This window comes from uncultured Brachyspira sp. (assembly GCF_910578695.1).
Taxonomy (GTDB): domain Bacteria; phylum Spirochaetota; class Brachyspiria; order Brachyspirales; family Brachyspiraceae; genus Brachyspira.
Window position 1 is genome coordinate 1 of sequence record NZ_CAJTQJ010000044.1, and the last position, 21,046, is coordinate 21,046.

Here is a 21,046-nt window from a genome sequence, read left to right on the forward strand (position 1 = left end):
AACTTCTATTTCACCATCAAAAATTTCTTTCTCTGTTTCATATTTAAATATCAATTCTCCTAATCTTAAAAAATAATAAGAAGCTCTAGTTTTATTAACTTTTACTAAGACTGAAGATGTCCTTGCGGCAAAATGCTCTATTAATTTTAATTGTTTTTCTTTCAGTTAACTCTAAAGGTGTGCATTTCATACCTAAATTTTAACAAATTTAAGTTATCTATGACAGTCCCTTATTTTTTATTATAAAAATCATATAATATGCTTGATTACTAATTGAAGTAATGTTATAAATAATGTATAATAATTCAATTAATAAATCTTATGGAGTTTTCTAGTATGCATAATGAAAAGAGAGAAAGATTATCTAACAGACTTGGTTTTCTGCTTGTATCAGCTGGCTGTGCTATAGGACTTGGCAATATATGGAGATTTCCATACATAACAGGAAAATACGGAGGAGCTGTTTTTGTTCTTATATATTTGATATGTTTAGCAGTTGTAGGACTTCCAATACTTATAATGGAATTCAGTATAGGACGTGCAGGACAAAAAGATATAGCAGGTTCATATAAAGTATTAGAAAAAGATGGTTCTAAATGGCATATAATAGGCTATATTCAAATGCTGGGCTGTTTAATACTTATGATGTTTTATACTAGTGTTGCAGGCTGGACTATTTACTACACTTATTATATGGCATCAGGAGCTACTTTAGGACTTACTCCAGACGGTATTGAAGAGTTTTTTGGAAAAATGCTTTCAAATCCTTATATAATGATTTTTAGTTTATTTATATCAGTATTTTTGGGAACTTTAATATGTTTTAAAGGGCTTCAGAAAGGAGTTGAAAAATCATCTAAAATTATGATGTCATTATTATTTGTTATAGTGATAATACTTATAATGAGATCCATTACATTGAACAATGCTGTTGAAGGCATAAAATTTTACCTACTTCCTGATTTATCTAAGATAACTGATAAAGGAATAGGAGTTTTTTTTGAAATTATATATGCAGCTCTAGGACAGGCATTTTTTACATTAGGAATCGGCATAGGAAGTATGACAATATTTGGAAGCTATATAGGAAAAGAAAAGTCTATAACTAATGAATCTATCATAATAGTTATACTTGATACTTCAATAGCTTTTCTTTCAGGGCTTGTAATATTTCCTGCATGTTTTGCTTTCGGCGTAAATCCGGGAGAAGGTGCAGGATTAGCATTTATAACATTGCCTAATATATTTAATTCTATGCCTTTTCCTAGAGTATGGGGCACATTATTTTTCTTATTTTTATCCATAGCAGCATTAACTACTATTGTTACTGTTTTTGAAAATTTGATTGCATTCACTATGTCGGAGTTTAAAATTAAAAGAAAAAAAGCTTCTATAATAGTGGGTATAGTAGTATTTTTATTTTCACTTCCAACGGCTTTGGGGTTTAATGTTTTATCATTTATACAGCCTATGGGTAATAATACTAGCTTTTTAGATTTATTTGATTTTATAGTGAGTTATAATTTAGTTGAGCTTGGAGGGATATATATAATAGTATTCTGCGTATCTAAATACGGCTGGGGCTGGGATAATTTTTTACTTGAAATAGATTCAGGCTCTGGAATTAAATTTCCACGCTCATCAAGATTTTATGTAACTTATATACTGCCTTTAATATTGTTTGCTATGTTTATAATAAATTATATATATAAATTTTTTATTAATTAAAATGCTATATTAAATATAATAGCTAAGTATATTTTATGCTTGACTTTATTTATAAAAAATATTATTAAATATAAATTAATTTTTGGATTTTTTATGACTGGTATTTATTTCAGCGGTACAGGCAATAGTAAATATTGTTTGGAATATTTTTTAGAATGTTATACTGATAATTATAAAATATTTTCTATAGAAGAATTAAATAATAATAAAGAATTAATTAATGAAATTTCTAATGATGAAAATATATTTATTTCTTACCCTGTTTATTTTAGTTCAGTACCTAGAATATTAATGGAGTTTGTAAATAGTAATGGAAATATTTTTAATAACAAAAAAGTATTTATAATAGCCACTATGTATATGTTTAGCGGTGATGGTGCTGGAGTATTGGCAAGGAAATTAAAAAAATATAAGGCGAATATAATCGGAGCACTACATTTGAAAATGCCTGACTCTATAAGTGATGGAAAATTTACATGCAAAACAGTAGAACACAATACTAATATGATAATAAAAACTAAATTAAAAATAGAGAAAACAGCAAATTTATTAAAAAATGGACAGTATACAAAAGACGGACTTGGTTTTGTAAGTTTTATGCTTGGATATTTATCTCAAAGAGTTTGGTTTGGAAATAGGAATTTTAGTAATAAGTTAAAAATAAATGCAAATAAATGTATAGGATGCGGAAAATGCGTTAAATTATGTCCTATGAAGAATTTAAATTTGAATGAAAATAAAAAGGCTTGCAGTAATTATAATTGCACTTTGTGTTATAGATGTGTGAATGAATGTCCAGTTCAAGCTATTACTTTGCTTGGTAAAAAGGTTTTTTCACAATATAGCATTAAAGAGTGTTTAAATTTATTAAAATAGTTTAACATTTATTATTTATATTTAAGGAGTTTATAATATGACTAATGAAGAGATGTACGAAAAGATACAAAATAGATTTAACTCTAATGATTTTTTATCTTTTGTAGGAATGAAGCTTGAACATGTAGAAAAAGGCAGAGTTATTATATCCTGTGAGAATAAAAAAGAGCTTTCTCAATATTTAGGCTATATGCATGGCGGAATGGTTGCCGCTATGGCAGATACTGCAGGAGGACATGCAGCAGGTACTATACTTAAAGAGGGATGCAAAACAGTCACTTCTGAATTAAAGATTCACTTTTTAAAGCCTGTAGTTTGTAAAAAAGTATTTGCAGTAGGCGAGGTTATAAATGCAGGTAAAAGATTAATCGTAGTAGAAGCTGTGATAAAAGATGAAGAAGATAATATGCTTGCTAAGATGATAGCTACTATGTTTGTAATAGAGCCTTCCTGACTATAATTTAATAAGGTATTTTTTATGAAAAAATTACAAAAGAAATTACCAAAACCTTCTGTTGAAAATGCTGAATATTATTTAGAAAAATGGGATAAAAATGAAATGTATGTTTATAAGGAAAAAGCTTTAAATAAATTATTTTTTGAACTATATCCTTATAATAAAGATATAGAAAGCATATTGACAAAAACAAGCGTTTTAAATGATTTTTATGGAACTAATATATTTAATGTTTTTACTGTTGCAGAACATATATACAAAAATGTAAATAACATAGATGAAAGATTAAATAGCAGAGATATAACTTTAGTAGATGATATAAAAAAAGTTACAATAAAAAATCATAATACATTAAAAACGATAAATTTTTATTCTTTTGCTACTAAATATTGCTCTCATCATAAGCCCGCATATTATCCTATATATGATAAATATGTTGATTATGTACTTCGGTATTTTAGAAATGAAGATAATTTTTTTAGCTTTAAAAATGATGATTTAAAAGAATATAATAAATTTGAAAATATAATTTGCGAGTTTATAAAATTTTATAAATTAGATAATTATTGTTTTAAACAAATAGATATGTATTTATGGCAGTTAGGAATGGATCATTTTAAATAAAATATAATTTTTACATTTTTCAATATTTTGGTATTATTATTATAAATAATTTTTTTATTAAAAGAGGGGTTATAATATGATAATCGGTTTTATTGGTGCAGGTGCTATGGGAGGGGCTTTAATAGAAGGTTTTATTAAGTCTGGAATAGAATACACCAATATTATAGCAAGCGTAAAAACAATGGAAAAAAAAGAGTATCTTGAAAAAAATCTTGGAATAAAAGTTTATACTGATAATAGAAAGACTGCTAGTGAGTCTGATGTTTTATTTTTGGCAGTTAAGCCTTATATGATTCCTACTATTGCTGCAGAAATATCATCTTCTATTAAAGTGGGGGCAACTATAATAAGCGTTGCTGCTTCAGTATCAAAAAAAGATTTATCAAGATATTTTAATGGAAGCAGAATAGTGAGGATAATGCCTAATACGCCTGTTAAAACCTGCAATGGCTTTATATCAGTTGTTGAAACAGAAAATAAAGTTGTTGAAAATGGAGTTGTTGAATTATTAAAGAGGGTAGGTATTGTTAAGGTTATAAAAGAGGAGCAAATACATGCTTATAATGCTATGGCCGGCTGTTCTCCTGCTTTTATGTATATATTAATAGAAGCTATGAGTGATGCAGGTGTTATAATGGGCATAGATAGAAAAACATCAATAGAAATGGCGGCTCAAATTTTTAAAGGAACTGGTGCTATGGTATTAGAATCTGGAAAGCATCCTGCACAATTAAAAGACGGAGTATGCACACCAGGAGGGCTTACTATTAAAGGTGTAGAAGTGCTTGAGGAAAAATGTCTTAGAAGCGGGCTTATAGAGAGTATTATTGCAAGCTATAATAAATCTGTAGAAAGCGAAAAAAAATAAAGTTTGCTTTTTTAATAATTTTTTTATAATAAAAGTTATTATAATTTAAATAAAAAAATTTATTTGACTTTTTTAATTCAATTATTATAATAAAGGTATAAGATATATGGAGAAAAGTATGCCTAAAAAAACAATTTTAGTTTTAGATGATGAAAAAAGCATTAGAACTCTTTTTGAAGAAGAGTTTAAAGACGAAGGATATGATGTTGTATCTACCGACAGCGGGGAAGAAGCCTTAGAAATGCTTGATAAAGGTACTCCTCATATTGATTTGATAACATTAGATATAAAAATGCCTAAAATGGACGGCTTAGATTTTTTAGCTAAGGTTAGAGAAAAACATAGAGAGCTGCCTATTATAATTTGTACAGCATATAATAATTATAGACATGAATTCTCTGTTTGGAATGCAGACGGATATATATTAAAATCTGGTAATCTTACAGAAATTAAAGATAAAATAAAAAGACTTATAGGTTAAATATTCTATGCCTCATATACGAAAAGATCCTGTTACAAATCAGTCAGTAATAATTTCATCTGAGAGAGTCGGAAGACCCAGCGATTATGTTAATGAAGATAAAAGACATATTGCCAATTCTGAGCTTAGCTGTCCTTTTTGCAGAGGGCATGAGATGAAAACACCTGATGCTGTTTATACTGTTTATCCTGATAAAGATGAAATTTGGCAGGTTAGAATAGTGCCGAATAAATATCCTATAATATCCGAAACCAATGAAAATGAATTGCCTAAAGAAAGCAGTCTTTTTTATGCAGGCAGTTCTAAAGGTTTTCACGATGTTGTTATAGAACATCCTAATCATTATTTTAGTTTTTATAATTCTAATACTGAAGATTTTGTTTATATTTTTAAAGCTGTGATAATGAGGCTTAAAGAGCTAGCAAAAGATAAAGATATGCTATATAGTCTTTATTTCAAAAATTTCGGTCCTGAAGCAGGTGCAAGTCTTTATCATTCGCATTCTCAAATTATAACAACTCCTTTTGTACCTATTCAAATGCTTGATGAAATTAACGGAGCTTTAGAATATCATAAAGAAAATGGGAGATGTGTATATTGCGATATAATAAAAGAAGAAAAATTATTAAATGAAAGGGTAATATGTGAAAATGATAATTTTATAGCTATTTGTCCTTTTGCTTCAAAATCTCCTTATCAAATATATATAATGCCTAAAGAACATTCTGATAGTATTATATATATTCCAAGTTCAAATATTTTTGACTTTTCTAGTATATTAAAGAATGTATTTGACAGATTGTATAAACTTCTTGGAGAGGTAGGATTTAATTATGTTCTTCATACAATTTCGCCTGTACTTGAAAATAAATATGAGCATTCTAATCATTGGTTTTTAGATATAATGCCTAAAATGAGTAAATTAGCAGGCTATGAATTGGGAAGCGGAGTTTTTATTAATTCTATAACACCTGAAGATGCTGCTCTTCAGTTAAGAAATATATTATAATAATACTATATGATCTCTTGTAATAACAGCATCATAATTTTTATATCCCAATATTTTTAATATATCATCGGAATGATGTCCTATTATTTTTCGTACATCATCAGAATTATAGTTAATAATTCCTCTTGCAAACTCTATGCCGTTTTCATCAGCAATACTTACTATATCTCCTTTTTTAAAATTATTAATCGCTTTTATAATTCCTATAGGAAGAAGACTTGATTCTTTTTTTAAAACTGCATTTTTAGCACCTGCATTTACTATTAGTTTACCTATTATAGTTGAGGCATAAGCTATCCATCTTTTTTTTACAGAAAGTTCATTATTTTCTTCAACAGGATAAAATATTGTTTTTTCTTTAGTTTCAAAAATATTATCAAGCACATCAGTTTTTTTGCCGTTTGCTATAAATAATGCACAGCCTGACCTTGTAGCGATTTTAGCAGCCTGAAGTTTTGTTTTCATTCCGCCCCTTCCGCCTTTTGAGGCATCAAGCCCTAAATTTTCTATTTCCTTTGTAACTTCAAATACTTCATGTATGAATTTAGCATTAGGGTTAGTTTTAGGGTTATCATCATAAAGCCCATTTACATCAGAAAGTATTATAAGCAAATCAGCATCAAGATCGCTTGCAACCAATGCCGATAATTTATCATTATCTGAAAAACTTATTTGCGTAATATCGTGTAATTGTTTTAATTCATCACTTGACACTGTATCATTTTCATTTATTATAGGTATAACTTTATATTTCAAAAGCATGCTTAAAGTAGAATGAAGATTAAGATATCTTCTTCTGTTTGAAAAATCTTTTTCTGTTAAAAGTATTTGTGCTGTAACTATATCGAATTTTGAAAAACCATCTTCATATATAGACATAAGATGAGATTGCCCTATAGCTGCACAAGCCTGTTTCAAGGCAACTTCATTTAACTCTTTTACATTAATTTTTTTTGCCCCAAGTCCTACAGCACCTGAAGTAACAATTAATACTTCTTTACCCATTTTATGGAATTTAGCTATAGCCTCTATAAAAGAGTATATTCTAGCTAAAGATATATATCCGTCATTATTTCTTAAAACATTGGTTCCGAATTTAAATACTATTCTTTTTATTGTCTGCAAATCTATTTTTTTCATAATAAATATTATAAATGATATAATAAAAAAATAAAGTTTTAATTTATATTAAATTTATTTATTTCCCCATACTCCGCCGAATTTAAAACTTAATCCTAAATAAAAGTCATTATCTACAGTATAATGTCCTCCGTTTTTTGTTTCATAAGATATAACCCCAGCCTGATATCTATCTTCTAATTCATAATACTGATAATTATTTTTATATACAGGATCATAAGTGAATGTATCTGAAAGCATTATTTTAAAGTCATCAGTTATATTGAATGTTATTTTTAGGAAAGCTCTGTATTTAATCTGAAAAATATCTAAAGTATCTGAATATATATTATTATCATGAATGCCGAAATGGGCAGTTATATCAAATTTCCATAATCTTCTTGCTTCAAAGAATATAAATCCGCGTGCTTATTGTATGATAATAGAATAATGTAGGAAAATATGATGTCATTGGTATATTTTTTGTATATGGCTCTAAAACTCCCGCCCTTATTCCTATATACTTGAAATTAACAAATATATTCATTTTTGAAAAGTCAAATACAGGAGGAGACATATCTTTATAGAATCTTGCTTTATGCGATAATGGTTCATAAAATCTTGCATTAATATCTGCCTCTATAGAAGCATATTTATACTGTTTTATATAGTGCAAATTTCCATACAGCATAACTCCCAAAGTATCTTCATTTCCTGTCTGCTCTATTAAATCGCTCATTCTTCCATAAGCTATTAATTCTAAAGAGGCTGATAATTGTCCGTATCTTTTTATATTATTGGTATTTGTGGTTTGTGAATAAAGCATATCATTTGCTGAAATTAACATAACATAGATAATTGATAAATAAAATACTTTTGAAATGCTTATAAGTGTTTTATTGTTGGCTGTTGGCTGCATTTTTTCATTATTCATACTCCTATAATATAATATTATCCTATATAAGTCAATATATCGACTATATTATAATAAAATTATTATATTAATTGTTGTATATTTTAAATTTTTATAATATAATTTATAATATAATTTATTAAGGATATATCATTTATGAGAAAAATATATATTTCTTTCTCTCTGCTTTTATTAACATTAGTATTGCATTCACAGGAACTTATAAATTCTAATGATATATTTTTTAATTCAATAGAAAGCGGAGATATAATTAAAGTCAGAGAATTAATATCTCAAGGTGCAGATATTAATGCTGTTAATGAAGACGGCTGGTCAGCTTTGCATATAGCCGTTAGAGCCAATAATGCAGCAATATTAAAAGAATTATTACAAAATAAGAAAATAAATATGAATCCTGTTCTGCCTGCCGATACTATATTAATAGACGGAGACAGTAAATGGTATGCTGACGGACAGACTCCTATTTTGCTTGCCTCTTATTACGGATATTCTGATTTAGTAAGTATGCTTCTTAATTATGGTGCGGATATTACAGCAAAAGACACTATAGATGATGCTATGGCTATACATATTGCTTCTGCTAGAGGGTATGCTGATACAGCGGCAGTTATATTAGATTTTGCATCTTTAAAAGCATCTTCTATAGATATTGTAAATATAGGGGATAATACAGGAACTTCTCCTCTAATGTGGGCTGCTATGAATAATCAAGTATCTGTTATAGCTGTTTTATTAAGATATAATGCTGATATAAATTTACAAGATGATGACGGCTGGACTGCTTTGCATTTTGCCGCTGCTTCTGACAGTTATAGGGCTGTTGAAATAATTTTGAAAAATAATGCAGATGTTAATATAACTGATATAGAAGGTAAAAAGGCTTCTGACCTTACTTCGGATACAGACATACAAGCATTATTAAATAAATATTAATTTTATGGAAGCAAAGAAATTACAAAGATTTAGCGAATACAGTCTTTCTACATATTTGCTTTGCCCTAGAAAATACAGATATACTTATATAGAAAAGCCTTTTAAAAAACAAAAAAGAAGTGTGAATGTTTATTTTATATTCGGTAATGCCATTCATCTATCATGCAAAGAATTTTATGAACAGAAAGCTGAAGATAGAACTTTAGATAATTTATATAATATATTTAGGAATGTATGGAAAAGAAGCGGAATCAGAGCTTTTTTTAACAGCAGGGAAGAAGAGAAGGAATTAGGAGAGAGAGGACTTTATATGCTTTCTAATTTCTTTAATTCATTCGGACAGAAGGTACCTTATAAAATAGAAAGCTATATGGAAAATAAGGTTAGAGATTATATTTTATTTGGAAGAATAGACAGAATAGATTTATCTGCTGACGGCACATTACAAATTGTTGATTATAAAACTACAAAGTACTATGATTCAGGCGAAGATAATGAAGAGAGAGATAGAAAAACAATACAGTTAAAATTATATGCATGTATATTAGACGGAATGAAGCATAAAGTTACAAGCGGTTCTTATTATCATTTTGAAGATGATAAATTTGATACTATAGATTTCACTCCTGAATCTATTAATTATTTAAGAGAATGGTTTGATGAGATAGTTGATGATATAAGATATGACAGATCTTTCGATAAAAAGATGGGAAGGCATTGCGAGTTTTGTGATTTTTTCAAGCTATGTAATGGTAAAGAAGATAATACCGCTAATTTAATGCTTCCTTCTGATGAGCTTTTTGCTTCTAATATAGATAATTTATAATAAATTGATAATTATTTTTATTATATTATTTATGTAGAATATTTAAACTATTATGAGCTATAAATATCCTAATTACTTATTTATAAAAATAGAAAGAATAGAAGCTAGTATAAATTTATTTAAGTCCATTATACCTAAAGAACAGGTTTATTTTTCTGATTATTTTTAATATATAAATTATTTATTTTATATTTATATGCATATAAATTTTATTTTGACAAACTTTATAATTTTCAGTATAATATATTTAATGTTTATATATTTATTGAAAAAATTACAAACTGTAAAACTTTTAATTATTTTATAGTGTATCTTTTCGCTGATAAAGGAAGCAGCAAGGCTATATTTTTTAATCAGGTTTAGATAATAAATCTATAAATAAAAATACAAAATTAACTATATTAAGAAATAAAGAAACTTTAATATAAATTTTATGGAAATTAAAATTATAGATACAGCTTACGGAGGATATGGAATTGCAAAAGATGAAAATGGTAAAGTTATATTTGTGCCTCATAGCGTTGAAGGCGATGTATTAGATATAACTATAACAAAAGAAAGCAAAAAATTTTCTTATGCATCTATAAATAAAATAATAAAAGACTCTCCTTATAGAATAAAATCTAAATGCAAGTATGCAGGTATTTGCGGAGGATGTTTATTTAATCATATAGAATATAATAAACAGCTATGTATAAAAAAGAATATAGTTTTAAATGCTGTTAGAAATATTGATTTTAATAAAGATATAAAAATAATTTTCGGTGAAAATTCTAATTACAGACTTAGAGTTAATATGATTGCTGTAAATGGTAAAATAGGTTTTTATAAATTTAAAAGCAATAATTTTGTAAGTATTGACGAATGTAGCATTCTAAAAGAGAGTTTATTTAAAAAAATAAAATATTTTGCATCTGAAAATAATATAACAGGAAGTATTTATGCTATAGAAAATAATAATGATGAAGCTACTGCTTTTATTGAATATAATAAAAAAACAAATATAAAATCTTTTGAAAAATATTTTAAAGGAATAACTATAAAGTATAATAAGAAAATAAAAAGCTATGGAATTGAATCTATGCTTTATAAAACTAAATACGGAAATATTCCAATAGGGCATAAAACATTTTTCCAAAGTAATTTATATCTGCTTGATGATTTTCAAGAAGAGGCTGTAAAATATTTAAATGCTGATGATATTACGGTAATTGAGCTTTATGCTGGAAGCGGATTTTTCAGTGCTGCTTTTGAAAGTAAATTAAGAATTTTTAATAAAGATTATAAATTTATTTCTTCAGAGATAAATAAAGATTCTGTAAAAACTGCAGATAAATACGGATTTAATATAAAAAATGAAGATGCTTTTGAAACATTAAAAAGTATTGATTATGATATTGATGCTTTGATATTAGATCCTCCTAGGGAAGGCATTGATAAAAAAGTTATAAAAGAAATAATAAGAATTAAGCCTAAAAAAATTATATATATTTCATGCAATCCTATGACTTTTTCACGTGATATTAATTTGCTTAAAGAGTATTATAAATTATCAGATTTAAATATTATAGATATGTTTGCTGATACTTATCATATAGAGCTTATTTCCTATTTAGAATATAAATTAATATAATAAAAATGTTTTTTATAATATTTATTTTAATTATTGTTATTAATATGTTCTATGCTATAATTATTTACATATTAAATTCGGAATAATTGAATTATGAATAAAAAAATTATAGAAAGAAGAAGTTTAGATAATATATTGTCGGAATATAGAAAGCAAAATAAAAAAATAGTATTTACAAACGGCTGCTTTGATATACTTCATAGAGGGCATATAGAATATTTGCAAAAGGCAAGAGAGCTTGGAGATTTACTTTTTCTTGGGCTTAACAGCGACAGTTCCGTAAAGCGTTTAAAAGGAAATAGCAGACCAATAAATAATGAAACTGACAGAGCTATTGTACTTTCTGCTTTGGAATGTATAAGCTATATATCAATATTTGATGAGGATACTCCTCTTGAACTCATAAAGATAGTAAAGCCTGATATTTTGGTAAAGGGCGGAGATTATAAAATAGAAAATGTTATAGGCAGAGAGTTTGCAAAGGAAACTGTATTGATTGATTTTGTCGATGGTTATTCTACTACTAATATTATAAAAAGAATTAATAGTTAATAAAAAATAGGAGGAGTTAATATGATTATAGTAACAGGTGGAGCAGGATTTATAGGTTCTAATATAGTTAGGGGGTTAAATGATTTAGGAATTGATAATATATTAATTGCTGATAATTTGAAAAATGCTTCTAAACATAAGAACTTAAATAGAATTAAATTCAGAGATTATATTGATAAAGAAGATTTTAATTTAGATTATTTAACTTCATTTGTAAATAATAATAAAGTTGAGGCAATATTTCATCAGGGTGCTTGTTCTGATACTATGGAAACAGACGGCAAATATATGATGAAAAATAATTATGAATATAGTAAAAATATCCTTCATATTTGTTTGAATAAAAAAATAAGACTTTTTTATGCTTCAAGTGCTTCAGTATATGGAAATGGGGATAATGGTTTTGAAGAAGATGAAAAAAATGAATATCCTTTAAATGTATATGCTTTTTCAAAATATCAGTTTGACAGATATTTAAATAAATTATTTAAAGAAAATAAAATTAATAGTCAGGTAGTGGGGCTTAGATACTTTAATGTTTACGGACCTCAGGAAAATCATAAAGGAAGAATGGCATCTGTTGCCTTTCATTTATTTAATCAGATAAAAGCAGGTGAGAGAATGAAGATATTTGAGGGAAGTGAGAATTTCTTAAGAGATTTTATACATATAGATGATGTTGTGTCAGTAAATAATTTCTTTTTTGAAAATGAAAATAAATCAGGAATATTTAATTGCGGCAGCGGAAATGCTGAGAGCTTTGTTGAAATTGCTAATGCTTTAAAAGAAGTTTATAGTTCTGCTGAAATAGAGTATATAACTTTTCCAGATGCTTTGAAAGGTAAGTATCAAAAGTATACTCAGGCAGATTTGAAAAAGCTTAGAAATGCGGGTTATGATAAAACTTTTATGAATGTTAATACAGGCGTGAAGAAATATGCTCAAGTTTTAGAAAAAAGCGGCGGATATTTGATGTAAAAATTAAAAATAATATAAAATATTTTACTATTATTATTAAAATATTTTACTATTATTGTTCATAATGATTTTTATATTATATAAATTTTTTAGGATTTTCTAATGAAAAGTATTATTTTAACTGCATTTGGTATTTTGTTTTTGATATTTCCTTTATTTTCTCAAGATGTTCAGGAATCTTCAAAACTTCTTGAACTTATAAATGCAGAGAGAAGAAAAGCAGGGCTTGAAGCATATCAAACAAGTGAAGATTTGAAAAATGCAGCTGCTGTTAGGGCAGAAGAAATATCTAAAGTTTTTGAATCTAAAAGGCCAGACGGAAGCGAAATACATACAATTTATTTAGAATATGGAGTATCAGTAGTTTTTTACGGTGAATCTATAAGAACAGGATATGAAACAGCAGACGGTATTTTTAGGGCTATGATTAAAGATGATTCATCTTCTATATTGGATACAGATTATACTCATATTGGAATAGGAATATATAAGAATGCTAAAAATATTTATTGGGCTATTCTTTATTGTTCATTAGCAAACTAATTAATTAAAAAATATAATTTATAAGGAGTAAAATATTATGAAAAAAATTATTTTTATTTGTTTTATTGTTTTATCTTTTATTTTTATATCCTGCGAGAAAGATAAGATTGAAAAAACCATTGATAAAGCATCAGACAATATTGAAAAGACTATTGATAAGGCAGAGAAAAAAATAGAGAAAGCAGGAGATAAAGCCAAAGATAATTTAGATGAGGCTGCAGAAAAAATTGCAGGCTTCATAAATGAAGATAATTAATTATTTAAAAACATTATTAAAAGGCTTAAGTTTTTTATTGAACTCAAGCCTTTTATTATTTTTTAATATAAAATAATACATATATATAGATTATTAATACTTGACTTTTAATTACAGTCTAATATAATATAAAAAGTATTGTTTTTTGAAGGAGACTATTGATGAATAAGGTAGCGTTAATAGCTTTATCATTTTTATTGATATTGAATAGCTTTATTTATGCTGTAGATAGAAAATATATACCTGAAAATGCTGACAGTGTTTTTTCTTTTAATGCATTTACTTTAGCACAAAAAGGAGAAATCGATTTGCAGAAAATTCTAAATGATTTTTTTATGCAGAAATATGCTGACAGATATTTGGAATATAGAGACGATGAATTTGTAGCTGAAGTTATGACAAATAAATTAAATGATTATATAGATTTTTCAAATACATCAAGAATAATATTTATTAATGGTTATCAGCAGATGTCTTTAATATTTGATGTTAAAGATATTGCTAAGTTAGATAAGCTTATGATAAAGATGGCAAGTCAGGAAGATAAATTAGTTTCTGTTGCTGATAATGCTTCTTATAGGTATTTGGCATTAGATGAATATAATTTAATTTCTTGGAATGAGGAAATATTTTCTATAATTCTTAAATTAAAAGATAATTATTGGTATAATGAAGAATTAAATAAAGATGATATAACTAATACAGCAAATTCTATATTCATAAACGATACTCCTTTGAAAGATGAAAAGTTTTTAGCATTAGAAAATGAAACTAATGATTCTTATGTTTGGGTTAATTTATCTTTATTATCTGATGACAATTCTGATTTCGGAAAATTTTTATTTGGAAGAAGTTATGAAGGAATATCTAAAGAAAGCTATAAAGATGCTGTTATTACTGCAAAAATAAATTTTGATAATGGATATGCTCAGGCAGTAGTTGATAGCTATGCACCAAATTATCCTTATGATAGTTTGCTGCTTAAAAAAGAGCTTGCTGATAATATATATTCTTTTGCCGATGGTAAAAATAATTACGGATTTTTTTCATTAGCATTTAATAGTAAGGAATTATCAAAACATATTAAAAGTATTATAGGAGATATTAGAAATCTTCATTTTAGCGAAGAATTAAAAAGTTTAGAAGAAAATGGTATAGACGCTTATAAATTTATAGAACTTTTCAAAGGAGATATATTTGTATCTTTTTTTAATAATTATGAAGATAATACAGATGAGTATGATTCAGTTTTAATTGCAGCTTCAATAACTGATGCTGATACTGTAAAAATTATATTAGAAACTTTTGCAGAAGATTCTTCTGATGATATTTATACTATAGGCGGTTCTCTAGTGTTTATAAAAGATTCTATATTATATATATCTGATAATCCTGATATTATAGATAATATAGTTAATGGAAAAATGCCTGAAACATTATTATCTGCTGAGAAGCTTGAATTAGCTAAAAATAATACTATGGCTTTATATTTAGAATTTAATTCTAATACATCATTATTAGGTATTTTAGATGAATATACAGATGCTTTAGAATCAGCATATCTTACTTATAATATTTTAGAAGATAATCATACTCAGATTATTTTTAGAGTTAATACAAAAGATAAAGAAAAAAATTCTTTATATATAATAAAATCCCTGCTTGGATTATAATAAGTTAATTTTCATAGTAATTCATAGTAAGTTAATTTTATAAATGAGATTAGATGAATATGTGCATAAGAGCGGCTATACTGAAAGCAGAGCTAAAGCACAGGATATAATATTAGCAGGATGTGTTTTTATTAATGGAGTTAAGGTAACATCGAAAGCTCAAAAAATAAAAGATACTGATAATATAGAGGTATTTAAAAATATAAAGTATGTATCTAGGGCTGGATACAAATTAGAGAAAGCTTTTTTTGAATTTTTAATATCTGTAGAAAATAAAATATGTTTAGATATAGGTGCTTCTACAGGCGGTTTTACAGACTGTCTTCTTAAATACGGTGCTAAAAAAGTTTATGCTCTTGATGTCGGACATAATCAATTAGTTTATAAACTTCGTAATGATGATAGGGTAGTGTCTATAGAAGATTTTAATGCCAAGAATATAAAGAGAGATATGTTTGGAGATGAAATTCCTTCAGTTATTGTAAGCGATGTATCTTTTATATCTGTGTCAAAAATATCGCCTATTATATTTAGAGAATTAAATGATTTAGAATTTTGGATTAGTTTGATTAAGCCTCAGTTTGAAGCAGAAAAAGGAGAGGTATCTAAAGGCGGAATAATCAGAGATGATATACTGAGAGAAAAAATATTAAATAATGCTGTAAAAAAAATAACAGAATCAGGATTTAAAGAAGTAAATAGAGCTGTATCTCCAATAAAAGGCTCTAAAGGAAATATAGAGTATTTAGTTCATTTTATAATTTAGATTTATCTTATTATAATTTAGATTTATCTTATATAGTCTTTATATTCTTTCAAATAATTTTTTATGTTTGTTATAGTAATATTTAAGGCATTATCAAATTTCACATATTTAATATTTTTTAATTCTTCAGAAATTTCATCATTTTGTAAATTAATATTTAAAATATTTTTTATATCTTCTATTGTATATGCCAAAGTTAATTTATCAGTATCCTCATTAAATAAACTGTACATCTTAAGCATTGAATATATAATAATTATTAATTTTGACTGCAGTTTATCTTCTTCAATAGCTTTGATTTTAAAAATTACATTATTTATTTTGAGAGAGAGCATTTTTAAATAATTAATTTTTAATGATTTATCTCTTGATATCATTTCTATTAATTGTTCTTTAGTTATAACTTTTATTATAGAATCTTCAAGAACTATTGCCGTTGTTAATAGAGGTTTATATTCCAATCTTGGATTATATCCATTTATTATATATCCGTTTGTATAAATATTTCTTATGATTATATTAGAATTAATTACACTATATGCTCCTATTTTGCCTGATTCTATTAAATATATATTATCAGCCGAATGTATTTCTGTATATATGCAATGTCCTTTTGGAAGTTTTAATATTGAATTATCTATATGTTCAATATTTTTATCAAATTTTATATCTTTTATAAATTCTTTAACTTCTTCAATATCATTATTTTCAGGAAAAAGTTCTATATATTTTAAGCATAACTTATTGCATGCATCTATAAATCCATTATTTTTATAAATATTTGCCATAGTTATTATATCTTCTTTATTGTATAAATCTACTTTATTTACAGCAAGCATAGTATAATATTTACTAAGCCAAGTTTCTAAAACGAAATGTAAGTATTCATATATTTTATTAAGCAGTTCTTCATTTTCCATATCCATTATACTCTTTATTTTTATTTTTAGAGCTTCAGAATCCTCATCAGCTTCTATTGTTGAAAAATAAGGCTCGCCTGTAATTGAAGATATTAATCCCATTATAGAGCCTTTTTTATATTTGTATTTAAACTTTTTATAAAAACTATAATGTGATAATGCATTGCCTTTAATTAATATATAAAAATATTCAGAAGGATTTTCACCAGACTTTATTATTATATCATTTTTATTGAATTTGACAATGTCATATTTTTCCATAAAAATTCCATTACAGATAATTTTTTTAATCATAAATGTACAAATCTATCATGTTAATATTATAATATTCTTCAAATTTTTACAATCATATTTTTATATAAATAGCTAAATTACTATTGTTTTACTGCCCTGACGCTTTAGGAATTTTTAATTAAAAAATATGAAAAACATATTTTTAGATATCATTGCAATAATATTATTACTCTGTTATATATATGATTTTATATTAAATTAAATCTTTTAATTCATCATAATAATTATTTTCTATCTTTTTTATAATCTCAGCAGCTGACTTTTTATTATATCTTAATGCAGCTTGATAAAATTTTTTTATATCATTACTTTTATTTAAAAGGTTATCTAACTGCTTAAAAGCTTTTTTTGTATTTTTATTGCAATAAAATTTTAAATATATTTCTATAACATTATTTCCGTCAAGAGCTAAAGTATTTCCAAACATATCATAAACATATTTTAATTTATCAATATTCCAATTATTTATATTCTGATTAAACTTTTGAGCTCCGTAAAACATATATTCCATCTTTTCAACATTAGAAGTATCCCAAGTCTCTATACCAGAAAAATCTTTCCTTTTACTATATTTACATAAAACACTCATATTAGTTATAAAACTTGTATCGATACTTCCAAGATTAATATCTTCATATTTTAGTAATTTTAGTAATTCTTCTCTAGTTTTCGGCTGAAATTCTTTTCTCATTTTATTATTATGTTTATATATAAAGTATGCTTATTATTTATTTCTAAAACTAAAATATCATCATAAACTTTTTCTAGCTATATCAAAAATATTTTTTATAATAATGTTCTGTCTGTATCGGCAAGTAATTTAAATATTAGTATAAAATATTTTAAATCTAGTTTATCACTTTTATCACTAATAATAAAAAAAACTCTATTAATATAAATAGAGTTTTATTATTAATATTTAATTGTATTATATTTTTTTGAATACTATAGAAGCATTATGTCCGCCAAATCCCAAAGAGTTGCTTATAGCATATTCTATTTTATAATCCTGAGCAGTATTAGCAACAATATCTAAGTCGCATTCGCTGTCTTTCTCTTCTACATTGATAGTAGGATGTACCTTGCCTTCTATCATACTCATAACTGTGGCAACAGCTTCTATACCGCCTGCAGCACCTAAAGCATGCCCTATCATAGATTTAGTTGAATTAATTTTTATTTTTTTGGCATGATCCTCGCCTAAAGCTTTTTTTATAGCTTTAACTTCAGCAATATCTCCAACAGGAGTAGAAGTACCATGAGTATTAATATAACTTACTTTATCAGGTGAAATTTTTGCACTTTCTATAGCTAAAGACATAGCTCTAGCACCCATAGCACCATCTTCTAAAGGAGCAGTAATATGATTTGCATCAGCAGTAAATCCATAACCGCAAACTTCAGCAAGTATATTAGCATTTCTCTTTTTGGCATGTTCATATTCTTCAAGTATTAATACTCCTGCACCTTCAGCTATAACAAAACCGTCTCTTCCCTTATCAAAAGGTCTTGAAGCTTTTGAAGGAGCATCATTTCTAGTAGATAAAGCTCTGGCATTATTAAAACCTGCAATAGTAAGAGGATTTATAGTAGCTTCAGAACCGCCTACTACCATAATATCTGCTTCATTGTCTTTAATATGTTTATACCCCAATCCTATAGAATGATTAGAAGAAGCACAAGCTGTAACAACACTGTAATTAGGTCCGTTCATACCATATTCCATAGCAATTATACCAGAAGTCATATTGATGATTTGCATAGGTACAAAGAAAGGCGATACTCTGCTTGGACCGTCATTAAGTATTACATTATGATTTGATAAAAGAGTAGTTATGCCTCCAATACCGCTGCCAAGAATACATCCTGCTCTTAATGAATCAAAACCTGTTTTAGCTTCTATACCAGCCTGTTTGAATGCATGATAAGCAGCATATATTCCGAAATTAATGAAAGGATCTAATCTTCTTAACATTTTTTTATCAGAATAATAATCGCCTTCAAGTGGTAAAGCTTCAGCACCGATTTTGGTAATAAGCTGCTCTTTTTCAGGATCAAAATATTTACTTAATGTTTTTACTCCGGAAACACCATTAAGTAAATTATTCCAGAATGTTTTTACATCATTTCCCAAAGAACTTACTATTCCAAGCCCTGTAATCACAACTCTGCGTTCACTCATATATAACTCCTATAATTTTAATTATATAAAAAAATCCCGTAAAAGTTTATAAAAAATCTATTTACGGGAAAATACAATATAATTATTTTTTATGCTCTTCAATATATTTAGCAGCATCAGCTACATTTTTAATTTTTTCCTGATCTTCTTGAGGAATTTTGATATCATAACGTTTTTCTAATTCCATTATTAATTCTACCAAATCAAGCGAATCAGCATTCAAATCATCTACAAAAGAAGCTGTATCAGTTATTTTACTTTTGTCTGAGATGTTTAATTGATTAGCAACAACATCTTTAATTTCATCGATTAATGCCATTTTTAATCTCCTTAAAATTTTATAATTTATTAAATAAAGTGCTTTTAAACACATTATATACTTTTTTATTAATTACATTGACATTCCGCCATCAACAGCTATAACTTCACCTGTTATATAATTGCTGATATCAGAAGCTAAAAATAATACCAAATTAGATACATCTTCAGGCGTTCCTAATCTTTTTAAAGGCGTGATGCTCATTATTCCTTTTACTGTATCTTCAGATAAAACTCCTGTCATATCTGTTTGTATGAAACCTGGAGCTATTGCATTAACACATATATTTCTAGGTGCAAATTCTTTAGCCATAGATTTAGTCATTCCTATAATTCCAGCCTTAGCGGCAGAATAATTAACCTGTCCTGCATTTCCCATTTTTCCTATAACGCTGGATATATTAATTATTTTTCCTTTTCTTGCTCTAAGCATATATTTAGCAGCTTCCCTTGACATATAGAAAGAACCTGAAAGATTTGTTGATATTACATCATTCCAAGCATTATCTTCCATTTGTAAAACAAGCATATCTTTAGTAATTCCTGCATTATTAACAAGTATATCCAAAGCAGAAAATTTTTCTATAGTTTTAGCTACTACTTCTTTACATGATTCGCTTGATTTTGCATCATGCTCTAAAGCTATAGCTTCAACATTATAAACTGATTTTATTTCTTCTGCAACTTTAGAAGCTTTTTCAAAATTAGTAGCAGTTATTATAATATTAACCCCTTCTTTTGCCAGAGTTTCTGCTATCTGCTTTCCTATTCCTCTGCTTGAACCTGTTATTAAAGCTGTTTTATTTTTAAGATTTAAGTCCATATTTATCCTTTTTGATATAAAAGATATATGTATAATAAAAAATTATCTTAATTAAACATAACATATATTAAAACAAAATATAGTAAAATTGTCAAGTAAAAATTATGATTTTAAAATTTTCGACTTTTTTGGTTTAAAAGTCGAACATATAATTAAATGCAGTTTTAAAGAATAATGATAAATAATAATTTATTATTGTTGCTAGCTATAAACTTTCTATTATTGCTAATAAAAATTATGAGCTTTAATATTC

22 protein-coding genes and 2 pseudogenes are annotated in these 21,046 nt (G+C 26.4%); 16 read left to right on the forward strand and 8 right to left on the reverse strand.

Annotated features, from left to right (window positions below; genetic code table 11):
- Positions 1 to 165 (reverse strand): annotated as a pseudogene (locus QZ288_RS10130) (IS1595 family transposase); the annotation flags it as partial.
- 171 nt (positions 166 to 336) lie between these two features.
- Between QZ288_RS10130 and QZ288_RS10135 the strand changes: the two are divergent.
- The 7 genes from QZ288_RS10135 (at position 337) to QZ288_RS10165 (ending at position 6,043) form a co-directional block, all read left to right on the forward strand.
- Positions 337 to 1,728 (forward strand): sodium-dependent transporter, encoded by a 1,392-nt coding sequence (locus QZ288_RS10135; RefSeq protein WP_295158513.1) that lies wholly within the window; start codon positions 337 to 339, stop codon positions 1,726 to 1,728.
- A gap of 93 nt (positions 1,729 to 1,821) precedes the next feature.
- Positions 1,822 to 2,604 (forward strand): EFR1 family ferrodoxin, encoded by a 783-nt coding sequence (locus tag QZ288_RS10140; protein WP_295158515.1) that lies wholly within the window; start codon positions 1,822 to 1,824, stop codon positions 2,602 to 2,604.
- 37 nt (positions 2,605 to 2,641) lie between these two features.
- A complete protein-coding gene (locus QZ288_RS10145) occupies positions 2,642 to 3,058 on the forward strand; it encodes a PaaI family thioesterase (RefSeq protein WP_295158517.1) in 417 nt (138 codons plus the stop codon).
- A 24-nt stretch (positions 3,059 to 3,082) separates the two neighbouring features.
- Positions 3,083 to 3,685, forward strand: a complete 603-nt coding sequence (locus tag QZ288_RS10150; protein WP_295158519.1) for a hypothetical protein — start codon at positions 3,083 to 3,085, stop codon at positions 3,683 to 3,685.
- A 76-nt stretch (positions 3,686 to 3,761) separates the two neighbouring features.
- Positions 3,762 to 4,553: a pyrroline-5-carboxylate reductase gene (gene proC / locus QZ288_RS10155; RefSeq protein ID WP_295158521.1), complete on the forward strand. Its 792-nt coding sequence runs from the start codon at positions 3,762 to 3,764 to the stop codon at positions 4,551 to 4,553.
- Positions 4,554 to 4,671: 118 nt separating this feature from the next.
- On the forward strand, positions 4,672 to 5,034 hold the full coding sequence (locus QZ288_RS10160) for a response regulator (protein WP_012670232.1): 363 nt from the start codon (positions 4,672 to 4,674) through the stop codon (positions 5,032 to 5,034).
- A gap of 7 nt (positions 5,035 to 5,041) precedes the next feature.
- A complete protein-coding gene (locus tag QZ288_RS10165) occupies positions 5,042 to 6,043 on the forward strand; it encodes a galactose-1-phosphate uridylyltransferase (RefSeq protein ID WP_295158528.1) in 1,002 nt (333 codons plus the stop codon).
- Here QZ288_RS10165 and proB read toward each other — a convergent pair.
- Together proB and QZ288_RS10175 are read right to left on the reverse strand one after the other, a co-directional pair.
- Entirely contained in the window at positions 6,038 to 7,183 is a 1,146-nt protein-coding gene (gene proB / locus QZ288_RS10170) for a glutamate 5-kinase (RefSeq protein ID WP_295158530.1), read from the reverse strand. The genes QZ288_RS10165 and proB overlap by 6 nt on opposite strands.
- Positions 7,184 to 7,237: 54 nt before the next feature.
- Positions 7,238 to 8,009 (reverse strand): annotated as a pseudogene (locus tag QZ288_RS10175) (hypothetical protein).
- A 222-nt stretch (positions 8,010 to 8,231) separates the two neighbouring features.
- Here QZ288_RS10175 and QZ288_RS10180 point away from each other — a divergent pair.
- From QZ288_RS10180 to QZ288_RS10220, 9 genes are all read left to right on the forward strand, one after another.
- On the forward strand, positions 8,232 to 9,029 hold the full coding sequence (locus QZ288_RS10180) for an ankyrin repeat domain-containing protein (protein ID WP_295158532.1): 798 nt from the start codon (positions 8,232 to 8,234) through the stop codon (positions 9,027 to 9,029).
- Positions 9,030 to 9,033: 4 nt separating this feature from the next.
- Positions 9,034 to 9,855, forward strand: coding sequence for a PD-(D/E)XK nuclease family protein (locus QZ288_RS10185; protein WP_295158533.1), 822 nt, complete (start codon positions 9,034 to 9,036; stop codon positions 9,853 to 9,855).
- Between the two features lie 433 nt (positions 9,856 to 10,288).
- Positions 10,289 to 11,488 (forward strand): TRAM domain-containing protein, encoded by a 1,200-nt coding sequence (locus tag QZ288_RS10190; RefSeq protein ID WP_295158535.1) that lies wholly within the window; start codon positions 10,289 to 10,291, stop codon positions 11,486 to 11,488.
- Positions 11,489 to 11,581: 93 nt separating this feature from the next.
- Positions 11,582 to 12,040, forward strand: a complete 459-nt coding sequence (rfaE2, locus tag QZ288_RS10195) for a D-glycero-beta-D-manno-heptose 1-phosphate adenylyltransferase (RefSeq protein ID WP_295158537.1) — start codon at positions 11,582 to 11,584, stop codon at positions 12,038 to 12,040.
- Positions 12,041 to 12,061: 21 nt separating this feature from the next.
- On the forward strand, positions 12,062 to 13,018 hold the full coding sequence (gene rfaD / locus QZ288_RS10200; protein WP_295158539.1) for an ADP-glyceromanno-heptose 6-epimerase: 957 nt from the start codon (positions 12,062 to 12,064) through the stop codon (positions 13,016 to 13,018).
- A 102-nt stretch (positions 13,019 to 13,120) separates the two neighbouring features.
- Positions 13,121 to 13,561 carry a CAP domain-containing protein gene (locus QZ288_RS10205; protein ID WP_295158541.1) on the forward strand — a complete coding sequence of 147 codons (441 nt, stop codon included), beginning with the start codon at positions 13,121 to 13,123 and terminating at the stop codon, positions 13,559 to 13,561.
- 37 nt (positions 13,562 to 13,598) lie between these two features.
- A complete protein-coding gene (locus QZ288_RS10210) occupies positions 13,599 to 13,817 on the forward strand; it encodes a hypothetical protein (protein WP_295158542.1) in 219 nt (72 codons plus the stop codon).
- A 161-nt stretch (positions 13,818 to 13,978) separates the two neighbouring features.
- Positions 13,979 to 15,490, forward strand: coding sequence for a DUF4836 domain-containing protein (locus tag QZ288_RS10215; RefSeq protein ID WP_295158544.1), 1,512 nt, complete (start codon positions 13,979 to 13,981; stop codon positions 15,488 to 15,490).
- Between the two features lie 43 nt (positions 15,491 to 15,533).
- Positions 15,534 to 16,256, forward strand: coding sequence for a TlyA family RNA methyltransferase (locus tag QZ288_RS10220; protein ID WP_295158545.1), 723 nt, complete (start codon positions 15,534 to 15,536; stop codon positions 16,254 to 16,256).
- Between the two features lie 23 nt (positions 16,257 to 16,279).
- Here the strand turns inward: QZ288_RS10220 and QZ288_RS10225 are convergent, their stop codons facing one another.
- The 5 genes from QZ288_RS10225 to fabG form a co-directional block, all read right to left on the reverse strand.
- Positions 16,280 to 17,437 (reverse strand): cyclic nucleotide-binding domain-containing protein, encoded by a 1,158-nt coding sequence (locus tag QZ288_RS10225; RefSeq protein ID WP_295158546.1) that lies wholly within the window; start codon positions 17,435 to 17,437, stop codon positions 16,280 to 16,282.
- A 226-nt stretch (positions 17,438 to 17,663) separates the two neighbouring features.
- Complete coding sequence (locus QZ288_RS10230; RefSeq protein WP_295158547.1) at positions 17,664 to 18,161, reverse strand: BspA family leucine-rich repeat surface protein; 498 nt, start codon at positions 18,159 to 18,161, stop codon at positions 17,664 to 17,666.
- A 237-nt stretch (positions 18,162 to 18,398) separates the two neighbouring features.
- Positions 18,399 to 19,652: a beta-ketoacyl-ACP synthase II gene (gene fabF, locus QZ288_RS10235; RefSeq protein WP_295158549.1), complete on the reverse strand. Its 1,254-nt coding sequence runs from the start codon at positions 19,650 to 19,652 to the stop codon at positions 18,399 to 18,401.
- Positions 19,653 to 19,734: 82 nt separating this feature from the next.
- On the reverse strand, positions 19,735 to 19,971 hold the full coding sequence (gene acpP / locus QZ288_RS10240; RefSeq protein ID WP_013115070.1) for an acyl carrier protein: 237 nt from the start codon (positions 19,969 to 19,971) through the stop codon (positions 19,735 to 19,737).
- A 72-nt stretch (positions 19,972 to 20,043) separates the two neighbouring features.
- The gene (gene fabG, locus QZ288_RS10245; protein ID WP_295158552.1) at positions 20,044 to 20,793 is read right to left on the reverse strand and encodes a 3-oxoacyl-[acyl-carrier-protein] reductase; all 750 of its coding nucleotides are present in this window, start codon (positions 20,791 to 20,793) and stop codon (positions 20,044 to 20,046) included.
- Positions 20,794 to 21,046 lie beyond the last annotated feature (253 nt).